Raw genomic sequence first — 15,841 nt, 5'->3', positions numbered from 1 at the left:
TGATGGTCTGCATCCTGCAGGCACGGTCTGGTGACGTCAGTCCCGATAGGGACTTGCTCATGATGGAAATTTTTGCCAGTTGGGTCAATGGCGATGGGCAAATAACGCCCTGGTCATCAAGGTGCCGTCTGTGGCTTGAACCAGCGCAGCCGGCCACCCAGCAGATGGACCACGAAGCCGAGCAGCACCAGACCAGAACCCAGCCACTGCAACGGAGTGGGGTGCTCATCGAGCAGGACGGCAGCCGCCACCATGCCGACGCAGGGCACCAGCAGGGAGAGCGGTGCCACCTGGGCCACCGGATAACGCATCAGCAGGCGGCCCCACAGGCCGTAACCGAGCCAAGTGGCGACAAAGGAGAGATAGAGCACGCACAAGAACCCCTGCCAGCTGAAGTTGAGCAGGCTGCTGGCAATGCGCTCCGGCCCTTCGAACAACCAGGAGAGCGCGAAGAAGGGCAGTATGGGCACCAGACCGCCCCAGGCGATAAGGCTTGGTAATGGTGTTTGATAACGCAGCCCAATCTGGCGGTTGATGACGTTGCCAAGGCCCCAGCAGGCGGCCGCGCAGAGCGTCAGCACGAAGCCGAGCAGGGTCAGGTTGCCCTCGCCATGGGTGGCGATGAGATAGAGGCCTGCCCCCGCCAGCGGCAGCGCTACCCAGTGATGGGGCTGCCAGCGCTCCCCCAGCCAGAGCATGGCGAACAGCAGGGTGAACACCACCTGGGATTGCAGTACCAGCGAGGCCATGCCCGCCGGCATGCCGAACTTCATGGCACTGAACAGGAAGGCAAACTGCCCCAGGCTGATGGCGCCACCATAGGCCAGCAGCCAGCGCCAGGGCATGGTGGGCCTGGGTACCAGCAAGATGGCAGGGAAGACCACGCCGACGAAGCGCAGCGCTCCCAGCAACAGCGGCGGTATCCCCTCCAGCCCCCACTTGATCGCCACGAAATTCAGTCCCCAGCAGAGGATGACCAGGGCGGCCAGACACTTGTCCTTGGTTTGCATTCAGCTTCCTTGTATGACTGCCTTGTAAAAGAAGTGCGGCGATCCCGCTGCCAGCGGGACGGGTCGGCAAGAGGACGAGCATACCCTTGACAGGGTGGCTGGCGTCAAGTCGCCAGACCGGCTTGCACCAAAGGACGGATCACTTGCTGGTTGCCGACCACTCTTGTGGCCAAGAAGCGGCCGGGCAGTGGTCAAGGCATCTGTGGTGGATAGGGCGTTTGCCTGCCTTGATCTCGGTTTTTTGTCTGCGGCAAGATGGAGGGGGAGATCGAGAAGGGGCGGCGAACGGTCTACGCTATACAAAGACAGCCCGACAGTGCGGCTGGTGCCAATGGCTTAACGGAGGTATCCCCCATGAGCGACCACACTCTGCTGCCCCATGGCGAAGATCTGCGCCGCGCTGTGCGCTGGCTCAGCGAGCATCATCAACACGATATCCGTGCCATTGAAGAGGCCAGCATCCGTTTCGATCTGTCACCGCTGGATGAAGAGTTTTTGATCCAGCACTGTGTCGAATGGGAAGGGGGCGCCAACTAGACGAAGTTGGCGAGACTGATGCCAAACTCTTTGGGATCGACCGTGCTTTCTATGCTCTCCTGTACCCCGGACTTCGCCAGATCCAGCCACTGCACCTCGAGGTAGTGGCGCTGGGTAGCGTGATAGATCACCTTCACCACCGGCTTGAGCGGCTCTTGCGGATTGCGCTGCATGACGATGGCCAGTCGCTGGTTGGAAAGTTGTACCAGGGTGCCCACCGGATAGACCCCCATGCATTTGATGAACTTGGTCACCAGCAGTCGATCAAAATGGTGGTCTGCCCCCTTGAGCAGGATCCGGAATGCCTGGGTCGGCTGCATTCCCTGCTTGTAGACCCGATCCGCCGTCACAGCGTCGTAGACATCGACGATGCCGCTCATGCGGGTGTAGAGAGACAGCTGGTCACCCTTGAGGTGGCGGGGATAGCCGGTGCCATCGAGCCGCTCATGGTGATTGGCGGCGACTTCCAGCATGGTGGCTGTGATGCCCGGGGTGCTGCTCAGAATGTCATGGCTATGTACCACGTGCTGGCGCATCACTGTGAACTCTTCATCGGTCAGCTTGCCCGGTTTGTTGAGCACCTCATCCGGGGTCATGATCTTGCCCACATCGTGCAGCAGCCCCCCCAGAGTCAGCTCCTTGAGCACGCTGCGCTCCAGCGCCAGATAACGGCCGAAGTTGGCCAGCAGTATGGCCACGTTCATGGAGTGTTCCATCAGGTAGGCATCCTTGGCACGAATGCGGGCCAGACAGAGCATGGCATCGCCGTGGGTGAACATGGTGTCCACCATCTCTTCGGCCACGGTTGCCAAGGGGGTAATGTCGATGGGCTCACCCGCTTTTAGCTGGCGAATGAATTTGCCTTGCAGCTCACGGGCCTCCTGATACAGGCGGCGGATCTTGAGCTCACGCCCCTCGCCGTTCGCGCTGTTTGTCGGGCGTTGTGACGCAATTGAAGAGGCTGCCGTGTCGGGAAAGATAATCTGCTCTATGCCAGCCAATTTACTGCGGGCGATATCGACGCGCACAGTGAGTACACCGCGCCGGATCAGGTCATCAATTTGCTGACGAGTCGTCACCAGCCCCATCTGGGCGATCTCCATGCCGCCGGTCTGGCTGGTGATGGCGATCACATACATGCCTGCTTGTAGCTGGTTGACGGGAATGACGGGATGAGGAGTGTGTGACTTCATACGGCTTCCTGACTTTATTATTATGCGTAATGTTAGGCCCTCAGCAGGCAGTCTAACATCCGCGCCATGCTTCGTCATTGTGGTACGGTTTACGCCAGCACTGCTTATTGCTGGAGTTGTTGGCCTTGGCCTATATAATGGCGCCCCTTTATTGATGGACTCTGAGGTTGTGCATGCGGCTCGATAAATTTCTTTGCGATTGTTCCGATTTGACCCGTTCCCTGGCGGGCAAACTGATCCGGCAGGGAGAGGTCACTGTGGATGGCATAGTGGTCAAACAACCCGCTTTTCACATCAACGAGCAGAGCCAGGTTGAATTTGACGGTGTCATGCTGACGCTGGATCAGCGCAATCGCTACTTCATGCTGCACAAACCGGAAGGTTACGTCTGCTCCAACGAGGATCCGGATCACCCGACCGTTTTCTTCCTGATGGATGAACCCGCCATGGGCAAGCTGCACGTGGTTGGTCGACTCGATCTCGATACCACGGGTCTGGTGCTGGTCACCGATGATGGCAAATGGTCCCATCGCATTACCTCGCCACGCTATGAGTGTGCCAAGACCTACCATGTCTGGTTGGCCGACCCGGTGCATCAGGATGCCATATCGCTGTTTGCCGATGGCGTGTTTCTGCGCAACGAGACCGAGAAGACCCGTCCCGCCCAGCTGGAAATTCTGGCCGAGCGCGAGGCCCGCCTTACCATCCATGAAGGCAAGTATCATCAGGTGAAACGGATGTTTGCCTCCATCGGCAACAAGGTGGTGGGGCTGCATCGGGAGCAGATCGGTACACTGGCGCTGGATGAAGCGTTGGCACCGGGCGAATACCGCGAGCTGACGGCAGAGGAAATCGCCCAGTTTTAAGCCGCTCGCCTGACACTGGGCAAGGCGCGCCTTGCTCAGTGTCCGCTGACCCCCAGCACCATGGCCGTACCCAGCGTAGCCAGCAGGGCGCCCGCCCAGGCCGCAAGGGAGGGGCGCTGACCCGAATGCCACCACAGCAGGGGGAGCAGAATGACTGGCGTGGTGGAGGAGAGGATCGCCACCATGCCGACCTCTCCCTGGCGCAGGGCGACCAGGATCAGTGTCATCCCCATGGCCATGGCCAGGAAACCGTTGATGCCAATCAAACCCAGCACCTGACGGTTGATGGGATTGTGGGGCATGGCGAGCGGCACTCTCAGCGCTCGCAAGGTGCAGTGAGCCAACAGGGCACTGCCCATGCGGATGCCGGAGGCGCTCACAGCGTCGACATTGCCACTCATCATCACTGGCTTGGCGATGATGGCACCCAGGCTCTGACAGAAGGCGGCGGTCAGCCCCAGGCCGATGCCGATGGCAAGGTGTCCACGCACCTGCTCCCACTCGTTGTGCTGATTGCCGCCACGCCGGCCGAACAGGATGGCGAGCATGACACCGGCAAACACCAGCAGCGCTCCCACCAGTCGCCAGCCGCCGAGCCGCTCACCAAACAACCAGAGACCGAGCAGGGCGGAGAAGAGTGCATGGCAGGAGAACAACAGGCCGCTGCGCCTGGGGCCCAGCCGGTTCATGCAGGCAAACAGGGCTGTATCCCCGACAAAGATACCGATCAGGCCCGACAGCGCCAGCAGGGGAAGAGCGCTTTCGCTAAGGGATTGCCAGCCTCCGGTGGCGATGCTGGCGGTGCCCAGCATCAGGCTGACCAGAAACATGCGCCAGCGACTGTAGGCAAATGCCCCCAGGTGGCGGGCCGGTTTGACCGAAATCAGGGCCGCCACTGCCCACAAACTGGCCGCTGCCAGCGCCAGCCACTCATACCCCATAACAACTCCTGAGAATGTAGCCAGATCGAAAGACGTGTCAGGCCGTTACCAGCGACAACCACTCGTATTTCATAAAAAACTACGGAAAAAAATAGCCCGAAAGACTCCATCTCTTGGGCAAGCCCGATACAATACGGGGCGTCTTCGGGGATAACAAGCGCAGCATCATGCATTCGTATTCAGGCGCGCTGCCGGCCTTCCCCCTTCTTGAAATAAAGTGAATCGAACGAGGTTTATGTCATGGTTTACCGCCCCGCTGTTTATCAGCCGGCATGCCGGCCAGTCCGTCGCTGGCTTTCTCCCTTGCTGCTGGGCCTGCTGATGGCCCCGTCGCTGCAAGCAACCACTGTTACCCAGGAGACTGTGCTGTCGGATCGCCAGACGCTGGTCAAGGGAAACGGTGATGAGCCTGAGTCCCTCGATCCGGCCCAGATCCGCTCCGGTTTTCCGGGGGAAGTGGTGCTGGTGGATTTGTTTGAAGGGCTGGTGAGCGAAGATGGTCAGGGGAAGATAGTGCCGGCTCAGGCCCAGCGCTGGGAGACCAGCGAAGATGGGCTGGTGTGGCGCTTCTTCCTGCGACCCCAGCTCAAATGGTCCAACGGCGAGCCGCTTACCGCACAGGATTTCGTCTACGCCTGGCGTCGGCTGCTGGATCCTGCGCAAGGATCCCCTTCCGCCGGATTGCTGCTGGCGACCGGTATCAACAATGCTCAATCCATCTATGCCGGGGCTCTCGAGCTCACGTCGCTGGGGGTGGAAGCCGAGAGCAGCCAGATCCTCAAGGTGACACTGGAGCGACCCGTACCCTATTTCCTGCAACTGGTCAGTCAACGCCCCTTTGTTCCCGTCAATGAGCAGGCGATCACCCGGTTTGGCAAAGAGTGGACCCAGCCCGGCAAACTGGTCAGCAATGGGGCTTACAAGCTGGTGAACTGGGCGCCCAATGAACGTATCGAGGCTGAGCGAAACATCCATTATTGGGATGACTTGCACACCCGGATCAAGCGGGTGACCTATCTGCCGCTCTCCTCCCAGCATGCTGAACGGCTGCGCTATGAGGCAGGGGAGATCCAGCTCACCAACAAGGTGGCACTTGAGTATTACCAGAAGACCAAACAGACGACGCCAGAGCGGATCTGGGGTCTGCCCCTGCTTGGCACCTATCTCTATACCTTCAATCTGCGCCGTCCCGAGCTGCAGGATGTACGGGTGCGCCAGGCACTGGCCATGACCATAGACCGTCACGTGCTGACCGAACAGGTCAGCGGTCAGGGAGAGCGACCTGCCTGGTCTCTGCTGCCTGGCATGCCAGGCTATGAGTCACTTGGCTCATCGCTGGCTCTGCAGGATCAGCCGACACGGCTGGCCAAGGCTGCTGCCTTGATGGCACAGGCAGGGTACAACAGTGCCCGTCCCTTCAAGCTGACGTTGACCTACAACACGTCTGAGAGCCACAAGAAGCTGGCGCTGGCGGTGGCCGCCATGTGGAAACCGCTGGGGGTGGAGGTGTCTCTCAACAACATGGAGTGGAGCGCCTATCAGGTGGCAAAAGACAGTGGTGATTTCATGCTGGTCCGCTCCTTCCTGTTTGGAGATTATGTGGAGCCCTCATCCATGCTCAACAGCTTCCGCTGTCAGGATCCACAGAACGAGAGCGGTTATTGCAATCCGGCCTTTGATGGCTTGCTGCAGCAAGCATCGGACACCCTGGATGGTAGTACCCGGACCGGACTCTATCGCCAGGCCGAGCAGCTGCTGATGGACGAAATGCCCGCCATTCCCGTGTATCACTACAACCAGATGCGGCTGGTGGACCCCACACTGCGCGGGTTGCCGAGCCAGAACCTCAAGGGGGCAATCGCCACCAAGGATCTCTATTTCAGCAAGCAGTAAGGGAGTTCGCGATGAAGATTGCTATCATTTCAGACCTGCACGGCAGCCTGAGCGCATTGGAACAGGTGCTGGCCCAGCTTGCTCCCTGGCAGCCCGATCACTATCTGCTGCTCGGCGATCTGCTCAACCATGGCCCGCGCAATCCGGTGCCGCCGGGTTATGCCCCCGCCGCCGTGGCTGAGCGGCTCAATCAGCTGGCGCCGCACATCATGGCGGTGCGCGGCAACTGCGATTCGGAAGTGGATCAGATGTTGCTGAACTTCCCCATGACAGCACCTTATAACCAGTTGTTGGTGGATGGACGGCGCTGGTTTGTCAGTCATGGTCATCTCTATCGCCCGGATGCGGTACCGCTGCCCCCCGGCAGCCTGTTTATCAGCGGCCACACCCATCTACCCGTGCTGCAGCGAGAAGGGGAGCTGGTGCTGATGAATCCGGGGTCCATCTGTTTTCCACGGGGAGAGCTGGCGGCAACCTATGGCCGGTATGAGACGGGCGTGTTGAGCATCCATGCCTGTGCGGACAGCGAAGAACTGTTGAGGCTGGTGTTATAGGTAGGCGACGGGCGGAGCTTGCGCGAGGGGAAGCGGAAAGGGGTCAGGCCTTGATGCCAAATGAGCGTGTGCCGGATCGGGTGTTGCCCTTGGCGTCATAAGTCAGGGAGTTGCGATCCCGCAACTGGCTCAAAAAGCTTGCCAGGCGGCGGTTGGAGACGATGCTGAGCTCGAGCAGGCGACCATTCAGATCGTTTTGTTCCTGACAGGCATCGAGTTTTTCACGCAGGGCATTCATCTGCTCTGGAAAGGCAGACAGCTGCTGTTGCAGTTCGGGCAGCCGGGCAAGGGTCTGGTCCAGCACTTCAATATCGGCAAGCAGTTTCTGCTTGCGCTCTGCCAGCTCAGGCAGCGCCAGTGCCTGGTGCTGCTTGAGCAGGTTGAATTCCTCCTCCAGCAAACCTTGCATCCGGGAGAGGTATTCGTCTTGGGTGTGCAGCAGCGAAGGTAAATCCATCATCCGAGCAGCTTGTCCAGAGTGGATTCAAAGCTGAACATTTTTTTGGCTACCGCCTCGCTGTTGACCTGGTATTCACCATTGGCCACGGCTTTCTTCAGACTCTCGACCCGGCTTTCATTGCCGGTGGAGGCTGAGTTGAGGTTTTTCTGCATCTGTTGCAATTGCTGCGCCTCATTGGTCAAGGAGACGGAGTCTGTCTTGACAGTCGCCGCACGGTTGTCGGGAGACGAGATCGCTTGTTTGGTGTTGGCACCCTGGCTGTTACCGGTGTTTTGCAACCGATTATTCGCCAAGTTGTTGATATTGTTAATAGCCATAGTGTTTACCTTCGTCTGCTTTGCTGTTCGCTTACCTGTTTATCGGTGACCGTCGTCAGAACTTTAGAAAAAAATAACCTGAAAAACGTATCAGAAGGTGACCACCACAGAGCCGACTGCGCTGACTTTCCCTTGCACTGTTTTTCCTGAACGAATATTGACGAGGCTGATCATGTCTCCGAAGCTGCCATCTTGCAAGGCTCGGGCCATGGTTTTGATTTGCATGCTGCTGTTTTCTGCACTGAGTGTGACCTGGTCGCCTTTGCAAACCACGCAGACTTGGCTGAGCCGTATGGGCTGACCCGGCTTGAGTTCCCGTTTGCTGCGTACCCCTATCAGGGGGGCCTGATCGCTCAGATAATCACCGCGGATCTGGGTCTGGTCCTGATAGGCCAGCGTCAAGACACTCTCACTGAGTATGTCGCCCTTGGCTACCGGGGTGGCCACGGTCACATAGGGTTTCTGGATGCTGACGCGCACCGGCAAATAGAGGTCCCAAGGTTTTTCTTCCTCACATTTGAGGTAGACGGTGGTGTTACGGCGCACCTCCATCCTGGCGGGAAGACTGATGGTAAGATGCTGCTCGCAGCGGCTCAAAGGTAGCCTGTCATCAATGGAGGCAGCTTGCACATGAGCCTGGGCATCGAGTGGAATATCGAGCTGGCCGAGCACAAACTCTTGCGCCATTTCTTGCAGATAACTGGTCACCTCGGATGCCGTGGCGTGAGATATGCCGCAAAACAGCAGTAAGATGAGGAAAAGTCTACTAATCATTTTCTCTCGCAGGCCGATAAGTTGTTCACGCATATCACCATATTTAACTATGCTTGCTTCAGAATTCGTTTGTAGTGATATCGATAGTCTGACGCAAGCCAATACGCATGCATGATTAATGCCAAGCGTTTTTAGGGAGTGTTTATGGCCAGTATTATGGACTCGGTCAACCAACGTACCCAGCTGGTGGGACAAAACCGGTTGGAGCTGCTGTTGTTTCGTCTCAATGGACGTCAAAGATTTGGCATCAACGTATTCAAAGTGCGTGAAGTGCTGCAATGCCCTCCCTTGACCGTCATGCCCAAGCTCAACTCCTGTATTCGTGGCGTTGCGCACATACGTGGCCAGACCATTTCGGTGATTGATCTCAGCATGGCGGTGGGCAAACGTCCCATCGAGGACCTGAGCAAGTGTTTCATTATTATTTCCGAGTACAACCGTTCAGTTCAGGGCTTCTTGGTGCATTCGGTTGAACGCATCATCAACATGAATTGGGAATCCATTCTGCCGCCACCCAAAGGGGCAGGGCGCATCAACTACATGACTGCGGTCACAGAGGTAGACGGCGAGCTGGTGGAGATCCTGGATGTTGAACGTATCCTCAACGAAATCTCCCCGGTGTCGACCGAAGTAAGTGCCGAGTTGGTGGATGCCAGTGTCGAGCACAATACCCATGGTCGTCCCGTGCTGGTAGCAGATGACTCTTCTGTTGCTCGCAAGCAGGTGCAGCGAGCCCTCGAGGCGATTGGCGTGCAATGTGTGCTGGCCAAGGATGGGCGTGAGGCACTCAACATGTTGCTGGAGATGGCCAAGAATGGCCCCATCAAGGATCAGATTGCCTTGGTGATCTCGGACATCGAGATGCCGGAAATGGACGGTTATACTTTTACCGCCGAGATCCGTAACAATCCCAATCTCAAGGACTTACATGTTATTCTGCACACATCCCTCAGTGGGGTGTTCAATCAGGCCATGGTGCAGAAAGTCGGTGCGAACAATTTCATCGCCAAATTCCAACCGGATGAGTTGGCCAAAGCCGTACAAGGCGCACTCTAATCAAGAAGAACAAACTGCATGAAGACACTTTCGGACGACTTATACAAACAATTCAGCAACTTTCTGGCAGTACAGAGCGGAATCGTGCTGGGTGACAACAAACAGTATCTGGTCAAGAGTCGGCTTTCACCCTTGATGACTCAGTTTGGTATTGAGAGTCTGTCTGATCTGGTTACTCGAGCGATGAGTGTGCGTGAGCGTGACCTGAAAATGGCAGTGGTTGATGCCATGACTACCAACGAGACCCTCTGGTTTCGCGATACTTATCCCTTTCAACTACTCAGTGACAAGCTTTTTCCCGAACTGGGCAAGAGTGGCCGTCCGATCAAGATCTGGTCGGCTGCCTCCTCGTCCGGGCAGGAGCCCTATTCCATCGCCATGACGGCGCTGGAACAGCAGGTCAAGAAGCCTGGTACCTTGCCCGGTGGCGTGCAGATTGTGGGCACAGATATTTCCAGCACCATGCTCAATCAGTGCAAGGAAGGGGTGTACGACAGCCTGGCGCTAGCCCGTGGTTTGTCACCTGAGCGCAAAAAGTTGTTCTTCGAACCTTATGGTGACAACAAGATGCGGGTGGTGGAACGTGTCAGAAAATTGACCACGTTCCGGCCACTGAACCTGCTGGAGAGCTACAGCCTGCTCGGCAAGTTTGACATCATCTTCTGCCGCAACGTGCTCATCTACTTTGCGCCGGAAGTGAAGTCGAAGATCCTCAATCAGTTCGCAGCCAGCCTCAACCCTGGCGGTTATCTGATGCTGGGGGCCTCAGAGTCACTGGCTGGTCTGACCGATCGGTTCGAAATGGTCCGTTGTAATCCTGGCATCGTCTACAAAGTCAAATAACCCCGCTTAAAATCCCTCTTTGGCACACCTCTTGCTAATAATTTATCAAGCAGGAGGTGTGCTATGGCAATTTCATTCGACAAGGCATTCGGGATTCACCAATACACGCTGGGCGTTCGTTCCAAGCGTGCTGAGGTGTTATCCAGCAACATTGCCAACGCAGATACCCCGGGTTTCAAAGCCAGGGATATCAACTTCTCAGAGGCATTGGCGCAGGCCCAGCATCAGCAAGGGTTTGGTATGGCCACCACCAGTGAGAAGCACTTTGCCTTGCAATCGGATGCCCCTGGTCTGATGCAGTACCGCAATCCCCTGCAGCCTGATACCGGTGACGGCAACACGGTTGACGTGCAGCAGGAGCGCAGCGAGTTCTTGCGCAACAGCCTTGAGTACCAGACCTCCCTTGAATTTATGAACGGCAAGATCAGTGGCCTGTTGAAGGCCTTGAAAGGAGAACAGTAATGAGTTTGTTCAAGGTCTTTGACATTGCAGGCTCGGCCATGAGTGCACAGTCTGTTCGACTCAACACTGTGGCCAGCAACATGGCCAACGCCGACAGCGTCAGCTCCAGCGTGGAAAAAACTTACCATGCCAGGCGGCCAATCTTTGCCGCTCAACTGGATCAGGCGATGTCAGACAAGCAATCATCGGTCGGGGTCGAGGTGAAAGGGATTGTCGAGAGCAAGGCCCCCTTGCTCAAGGAGTACAACCCCAACCATCCCATGGCGGACGATGATGGCTATATTTTCAAACCCAACGTCAACATGGTTGAAGAGATGGCGGACATGATCAATGCCTCGCGCAGCTATCAGACCAATGTGCAGGTTGCCGATTCTGCCAAAAAAATGTTGCAGCAGACTCTCAACCTCGGCAAGTCCTGATAGGGGTAAGCACAGATGGCAGATACAAGTAGTGTGAACGGCATCAGCCGTACCACGACCCAGACCACTGATACGACAACGGCTCCGAAGAAAGAGCTTGATCAGGCGTCTTTTCTGAAGTTGCTGACCATGCAGCTTTCCTATCAGGACCCGTTCAAGCCGGTGGATAATGCCCAGATGTTGTCCCAGATGACGTCCATGTCTACTTCGGAGGGGATCAATAGCCTGTCAACCCAGATGGGTAATCTCAATACCCTGATGACCTCCAGCCAGGCGCTGCAGGCCTCTGCGCTGGTTGGGCAAAATGTGCTGTTGCAGAGCAACGTCGGATTTTTGGAGAAAGACGGCTCCCTTGGCGGTGTTGTGGCTGTCGGCGTCGAGAACAAGTACAAGAATGTCAAAATTACCGTAGAAGATGAGAACGGACAGGTTATCAGAGAGTTCCCTCTGGAAGGTGATCAGCGCGGTAATGTTGAATTCACCTGGGATGGTAAAGACAAGAACGGTAATCCCGTCGCGTCAGGCAAATATGTCCTGAAAGCCAACGGTAACAATGTGGAAGGTAAACCAGAGAGCATCGCTACGTTTGCTTATGGGAAGGTTGATAGTGTGGTTTTGGGTAATGGAACCAATCCGACACAGCTCAATCTGAAAGGCCTTGGCACAACAACCCTGAACAGTATCCTGCAGATTGCAGGAGCGACAACCACACCACCAACCACCACGCCTACAGCATCGATCTAAGGAGCTGGATATGTCATTTAACAATGCCTTGAGCGGTGTCAACGCGGCACAAAAAGATTTGAACGTTACCGCCAACAACATTGCCAACGTCAATACCATGGGCTTTAAAGAGTCCCGTGCCGAGTTTGCGGATGTTTATGCCAACTCGATCTTTGTCAATGCCAAGACGCAGGTCGGTAATGGTGTGGCCACCGGGGCTGTTGCCCAGCAGTTTCATCAGGGAGCGTTGCAATTTACCAACAACGCACTGGATCTGGCGATTCAGGGCAATGGTTTTTTCGTCACCTCGGACGGTCTGACCAATCTTGACCGTACCTACACCCGGGCCGGCGCCTTCAAGCTCAATGAAAACAGCTATATGGTCAATAATCAGGGCCACTATCTGCAAGGTTATGAAATTAACACGGATGGGACGCCCAAGGCGGTCAGCATCAACGCCACCAAGCCGATTCAAATACCGGATCGGGCGGGCGAGCCAAAAATGACCGAGCTGGTGGAAGCAAGTTTTAACTTGAGTATTGAGTCGAAAACAACGCCAACGGCACCTGCCGCGTTTGATCCCACCAACTCAGCCACCTTTGCACACTCAACCTCAGTGACGATCTATGATTCGCTTGGCGCCCCCCATGTGATCACCAAATATTTTGTCCGCCATGAGGATCCGCTTGTTCCAGGGACGCCAATGACACCTGGGACCTGGAGCATGTACATGTATGAGGGGGACAAGCCCATTGATATCGCTAGTGGTGCACCCAGCCCGGGCCCGGGCATCCCCACTGGCGTTCAGATGACGTTTACCTCCGGTGGCAAATTGGATACAACTATTCCACCTGCCCCGATCAAAACCGTCACGCTGGGCACAGCGGCCGGTATTATTAACAACGGTGCAGATCCCACCCAGGAACTGGAAATTCGTCTCAGTGATGTGACTCAATACAACTCTCCTTTCAACGTCACCAAGCTGACCCAGGATGGCGCCACTGTGGGTAATCTGACCAAGGTGGAGATTACGCCGGACGGTATTGTTTCTGCCACCTACAGCAATGCGACGACGTTAAAGGTTGCCATGGTTGCGCTGGCCAAGTTTGCCAACTCGCAAGGACTGACTCAGGTTGGCGATACCTCCTGGCGCCAGTCTCTGCTTTCTGGAGATGCGCTGCCCGGCACACCTAATTCGGGCACCTTGGGCAGTATCAAGTCTTCGGCGGTGGAGCAATCCAACGTGGACTTGACCTCCCAACTGGTGAATCTCATCACGGCCCAGCGTAACTTCCAGGCCAACTCCCGTTCGCTGGAAGTGAACAGTTCGTTGCAGCAGACCATACTGCAGATCCGTTAATAATGACGGTGGTACAGGGGGCGCTTCGGCGCCCCTTTTTATTTTCCACACCTTCAGTTTTTCTTCCGTGCGTATTTCTTCAACAGACGTTGGCACCTAAATTGCAGTTATCTGATCAGAGTCATCGGTTTGACGGAGGATCTCATGGATCACATGCTTTACATCGCCATGTCAGGGGCCAAGGAAAACATGAATAGCCTGGCTGTTCGTGGCAACAACCTGGCCAATGCCAATACAGTCGGTTTCAAGTCTGACTTCGAGCAGGCGCGCAGTATGCAGGCGTTCGGTGAAGGGCTGCCATCCCGGGTGTTTGCCATGACGGAACGGCCTGGTCAGAACTTGCAGCACGGCATGTTGATGACGACAGGGCGAGATCTTGACGTGGCCGTTGACGGTCAGGGCTGGATTGCGGTGCAGGATCCCAAGGGTGGCGAAGCCTATACCCGCATGGGCAACCTGCAATTGAGCGCGACCGGCAACCTGCAGACCTCAACCGGTCTGAACGTGGTGGACGATGGTGGCCAACCCATAGTGCTGCCGTTGCCGATGGAAAAGATCGAGATCAATCGGGATGGCACCATCAGTGGTCGTCCTGAAGGGGCTGCCGCCAACCTGCCGGAAGACTTCCAGCGCATCAAGCTGGTAAAACCTGCGGCTGACGCCGTGGAGAAGGGCCAGGACGGACTGTTTCGTCGCAAGGATGGCCAGAATGAGGCGGCCTCGGCCACTGTGGGCCTGATCGCAGGCTCTCTGGAGGGGAGCAACGTCAACGTGGTCGACGAGATGACCAATCTAATCCGGTTGCAACGTCAGTTTGAAACTCAGGTCAAAATCATGAAGACCGCCGAGGAAAATGACGAAGCCCAAACCCAATTGCTGCGCATCAGCTAATCAAGGAGTTTTACATGAACCCTGCACTTTGGATCAGCAAGACCGGCTTGGATGCACAGCAGACCAACATATCGGTCACCTCGAACAACCTGGCGAACGCCAGCACTGTGGGTTACAAGAAATCCCGTGCCATCTTCGAGGATCTGCTCTATCAAAACATTAACCAGCCCGGAGGTCGCTCTTCGGCGGATACCGAACTGCCGTCCGGTTTGATGCTGGGTGCCGGTGCCAAGGTAGTGGCCACCCAGAAGAACCATGGTCAGGGCAATGTGCAGACCACGGACAACTCGCTGGATCTGATGATCAGCGGCCGCGGCTACTTCGAAATACAGTTGCCCGACGGCAGTGCGGCATATACCCGTAACGGCCAGTTCACCCTCAATGATGAAGGGACCATAGTGACCCCAGGTAACGGTTATCCGCTGCAGCCAGAGATCCAGATCCCCGAAAATGCCCAGAGTGTGACTGTGAGCACGGATGGTCAGGTGTCGATCCAGCTCAAGGGGGATGGCGCTTCCCAGGTTGTCGGCCAGATCAACCTGTCTGATTTCGTCAATGCTTCCGGTCTGCAACCCATGGGTGAAAACATGTTCCTCGAAACCCAGTCCAGCGGCGCGCCCATCGAGGGTGTGGCCGGTGCAGACGGGCTCGGGGTCATCAAACAGGGAATGCTGGAGACCTCCAACGTCAACGTGACCGAAGAGCTGGTCAATCTGATTCAGGCACAACGAGTCTACGAGATGAACTCCAAGGTTCTCTCGGCGGTGGACGGCATGATGTCCTTCCTGATCCAGCGCACTTAAGTTGGCTGTGGACGGAATGAGCTTATTTTTGATCTCGCGCACATCAGTAGGAGGCGCATGATGAAAACCATATGGATGCTGGGACTGCTGGCGCTAGGAGGTTGCAGCAGCACGCTCAATACCGCCAAGCCCGATGATCCCGAGTTTGCCCCCGTTTACGGGGAGTCGGATCCCGTGTCGGTCAGACCTACAGGGGCCATTTTTCAGCCCGATCAGGTCAACGGCATCTACTCGGACATCAAGGCGCACAGAGTGGGTGACATCATCACCATAGAGTTGGCAGAGTCCACCTCTGCCTCCAAGAAAGCCAACACCCAGAGTGGCAAGGATAACAAGCTGAGCATGGAGCCCGTTACGCTGGGCGGAGTGCCGGTCACGGCAGGTCCTTATGATCTGTCGGCGTCGCTGGGCCAGAACAGCGCCTTCAAGGGGCAGGCCAAGGCAGACCAGAGCAACAGTCTGCAGGGCAATATTTCGGTGAGCGTGGCCAAGGTGCTGCCCAATGGCAATCTGGTGGTGCGCGGCGAGAAGTGGATCATGCTCAACAATGGCAACGAATACATCAGGATCACCGGCATGATCCGGCCCGAAGATGTGACGTCCGAAAACAGTGTGTCGTCACAGCGGGTCGCCAATGCCCGTATCCATTACGGTGGTACCGGTGATCTGGCCAACAGCCAGGAGCAAGGGTGGCTTACCAGCTTTTTCAATGGCCCCTGGTGGCCGCTTTAGGAGATGT

19 protein-coding genes are annotated in these 15,841 nt (G+C 56.5%); 13 read left to right on the top strand and 6 right to left on the bottom strand.

The annotated features are described in order from the left end of the window. Positions 1–116: 116 nt before the first annotated feature. Complete coding sequence (locus GWQ31_RS00640) at positions 117–1,010, bottom strand: EamA family transporter (RefSeq protein ID WP_275908406.1); 894 nt, start codon at positions 1,008–1,010, stop codon at positions 117–119. A gap of 354 nt (positions 1,011–1,364) precedes the next feature. On the opposite strand from GWQ31_RS00640, the gene GWQ31_RS00635 reads away from it, so the two are divergent. Beyond that, positions 1,365–1,547 (top strand): hypothetical protein, encoded by a 183-nt coding sequence (locus GWQ31_RS00635; RefSeq protein WP_275908405.1) that lies wholly within the window; start codon positions 1,365–1,367, stop codon positions 1,545–1,547. On the opposite strand, the gene GWQ31_RS00630 is transcribed toward GWQ31_RS00635, so the two are convergent. Then, a complete protein-coding gene (locus GWQ31_RS00630) occupies positions 1,544–2,740 on the bottom strand; it encodes an HD-GYP domain-containing protein (RefSeq protein WP_265421208.1) in 1,197 nt (398 codons plus the stop codon). The two genes, GWQ31_RS00635 and GWQ31_RS00630, sit on opposite strands and share 4 nt — an antisense overlap. Before the next feature lie 173 nt (positions 2,741–2,913). On the opposite strand from GWQ31_RS00630, the gene rsuA reads away from it, so the two are divergent. Beyond that, entirely contained in the window at positions 2,914–3,606 is a 693-nt protein-coding gene (rsuA, locus tag GWQ31_RS00625) for a 16S rRNA pseudouridine(516) synthase RsuA (RefSeq protein WP_275908404.1), read from the top strand. A gap of 35 nt (positions 3,607–3,641) precedes the next feature. On the opposite strand, the gene GWQ31_RS00620 is transcribed toward rsuA, so the two are convergent. Further along, positions 3,642–4,547 (bottom strand): DMT family transporter, encoded by a 906-nt coding sequence (locus GWQ31_RS00620; protein ID WP_275908403.1) that lies wholly within the window; start codon positions 4,545–4,547, stop codon positions 3,642–3,644. A gap of 240 nt (positions 4,548–4,787) precedes the next feature. Between GWQ31_RS00620 and GWQ31_RS00615 the strand changes: the two genes are divergently transcribed. Both GWQ31_RS00615 and yfcE read left to right on the top strand, forming a co-directional pair. After that, positions 4,788–6,440, top strand: coding sequence for a peptide ABC transporter substrate-binding protein (locus GWQ31_RS00615; RefSeq protein WP_275908402.1), 1,653 nt, complete (start codon positions 4,788–4,790; stop codon positions 6,438–6,440). Between the two features lie 11 nt (positions 6,441–6,451). Continuing rightward, positions 6,452–6,994, top strand: coding sequence for a phosphodiesterase (yfcE, locus tag GWQ31_RS00610; protein WP_021139252.1), 543 nt, complete (start codon positions 6,452–6,454; stop codon positions 6,992–6,994). 43 nt (positions 6,995–7,037) lie between these two features. Here the strand turns inward: yfcE and GWQ31_RS00605 are convergent, their stop codons facing one another. The 3 genes from GWQ31_RS00605 to flgA all read right to left on the bottom strand — a co-directional run bounded on the left by GWQ31_RS00605 (position 7,038) and on the right by flgA (position 8,467). Continuing rightward, positions 7,038–7,454: a flagellar protein FlgN gene (locus GWQ31_RS00605; RefSeq protein ID WP_059168701.1), complete on the bottom strand. Its 417-nt coding sequence runs from the start codon at positions 7,452–7,454 to the stop codon at positions 7,038–7,040. Then, positions 7,451–7,771 (bottom strand): flagellar biosynthesis anti-sigma factor FlgM, encoded by a 321-nt coding sequence (gene flgM, locus GWQ31_RS00600; protein ID WP_275908401.1) that lies wholly within the window; start codon positions 7,769–7,771, stop codon positions 7,451–7,453. The genes GWQ31_RS00605 and flgM overlap by 4 nt, the downstream gene beginning before the upstream one ends. Before the next feature lie 90 nt (positions 7,772–7,861). Next, positions 7,862–8,467: a flagellar basal body P-ring formation chaperone FlgA gene (gene flgA / locus GWQ31_RS00595; protein ID WP_265421228.1), complete on the bottom strand. Its 606-nt coding sequence runs from the start codon at positions 8,465–8,467 to the stop codon at positions 7,862–7,864. Between the two features lie 222 nt (positions 8,468–8,689). Here flgA and GWQ31_RS00590 point away from each other — a divergent pair, with 222 nt between their 5' ends. The 9 genes from GWQ31_RS00590 to flgH all read left to right on the top strand — a co-directional run bounded on the left by GWQ31_RS00590 (position 8,690) and on the right by flgH (position 15,834). After that, on the top strand, positions 8,690–9,601 hold the full coding sequence (locus tag GWQ31_RS00590) for a chemotaxis protein CheV (RefSeq protein WP_021139249.1): 912 nt from the start codon (positions 8,690–8,692) through the stop codon (positions 9,599–9,601). An 18-nt stretch (positions 9,602–9,619) separates the two neighbouring features. Then, entirely contained in the window at positions 9,620–10,444 is an 825-nt protein-coding gene (locus GWQ31_RS00585) for a protein-glutamate O-methyltransferase (RefSeq protein ID WP_265421213.1), read from the top strand. Positions 10,445–10,507: 63 nt separating this feature from the next. Further along, positions 10,508–10,906 (top strand): flagellar basal body rod protein FlgB, encoded by a 399-nt coding sequence (gene flgB, locus GWQ31_RS00580; protein ID WP_005320212.1) that lies wholly within the window; start codon positions 10,508–10,510, stop codon positions 10,904–10,906. After that, positions 10,906–11,325, top strand: a complete 420-nt coding sequence (flgC, locus tag GWQ31_RS00575) for a flagellar basal body rod protein FlgC (protein ID WP_005320210.1) — start codon at positions 10,906–10,908, stop codon at positions 11,323–11,325. The genes flgB and flgC overlap by 1 nt, the downstream gene beginning before the upstream one ends. A 15-nt stretch (positions 11,326–11,340) precedes the next feature. Further along, positions 11,341–12,069 carry a flagellar hook assembly protein FlgD gene (locus GWQ31_RS00570; RefSeq protein WP_111587566.1) on the top strand — a complete coding sequence of 243 codons (729 nt, stop codon included), beginning with the start codon at positions 11,341–11,343 and terminating at the stop codon, positions 12,067–12,069. A 10-nt stretch (positions 12,070–12,079) separates the two neighbouring features. Continuing rightward, entirely contained in the window at positions 12,080–13,408 is a 1,329-nt protein-coding gene (gene flgE / locus GWQ31_RS00565) for a flagellar hook protein FlgE (RefSeq protein WP_159166758.1), read from the top strand. A 144-nt stretch (positions 13,409–13,552) separates the two neighbouring features. Then, the gene (gene flgF / locus GWQ31_RS00560) at positions 13,553–14,299 is read left to right on the top strand and encodes a flagellar basal-body rod protein FlgF (protein WP_005320205.1); all 747 of its coding nucleotides are present in this window, start codon (positions 13,553–13,555) and stop codon (positions 14,297–14,299) included. 14 nt (positions 14,300–14,313) lie between these two features. Then, complete coding sequence (gene flgG / locus GWQ31_RS00555; RefSeq protein WP_021139243.1) at positions 14,314–15,102, top strand: flagellar basal-body rod protein FlgG; 789 nt, start codon at positions 14,314–14,316, stop codon at positions 15,100–15,102. A gap of 60 nt (positions 15,103–15,162) precedes the next feature. Further along, a complete protein-coding gene (gene flgH, locus GWQ31_RS00550; RefSeq protein WP_021139242.1) occupies positions 15,163–15,834 on the top strand; it encodes a flagellar basal body L-ring protein FlgH in 672 nt (223 codons plus the stop codon). Positions 15,835–15,841 lie beyond the last annotated feature (7 nt).

It is taken from the genome of Aeromonas sp. 2MA4, from assembly GCF_029237305.1.
Taxonomy (GTDB): Bacteria; Pseudomonadota; Gammaproteobacteria; order Enterobacterales; family Aeromonadaceae; genus Aeromonas; species Aeromonas salmonicida.
Note: the sequence above shows the minus strand (reverse complement) of the source record. Positions and strands in the feature narration are given on the sequence as shown.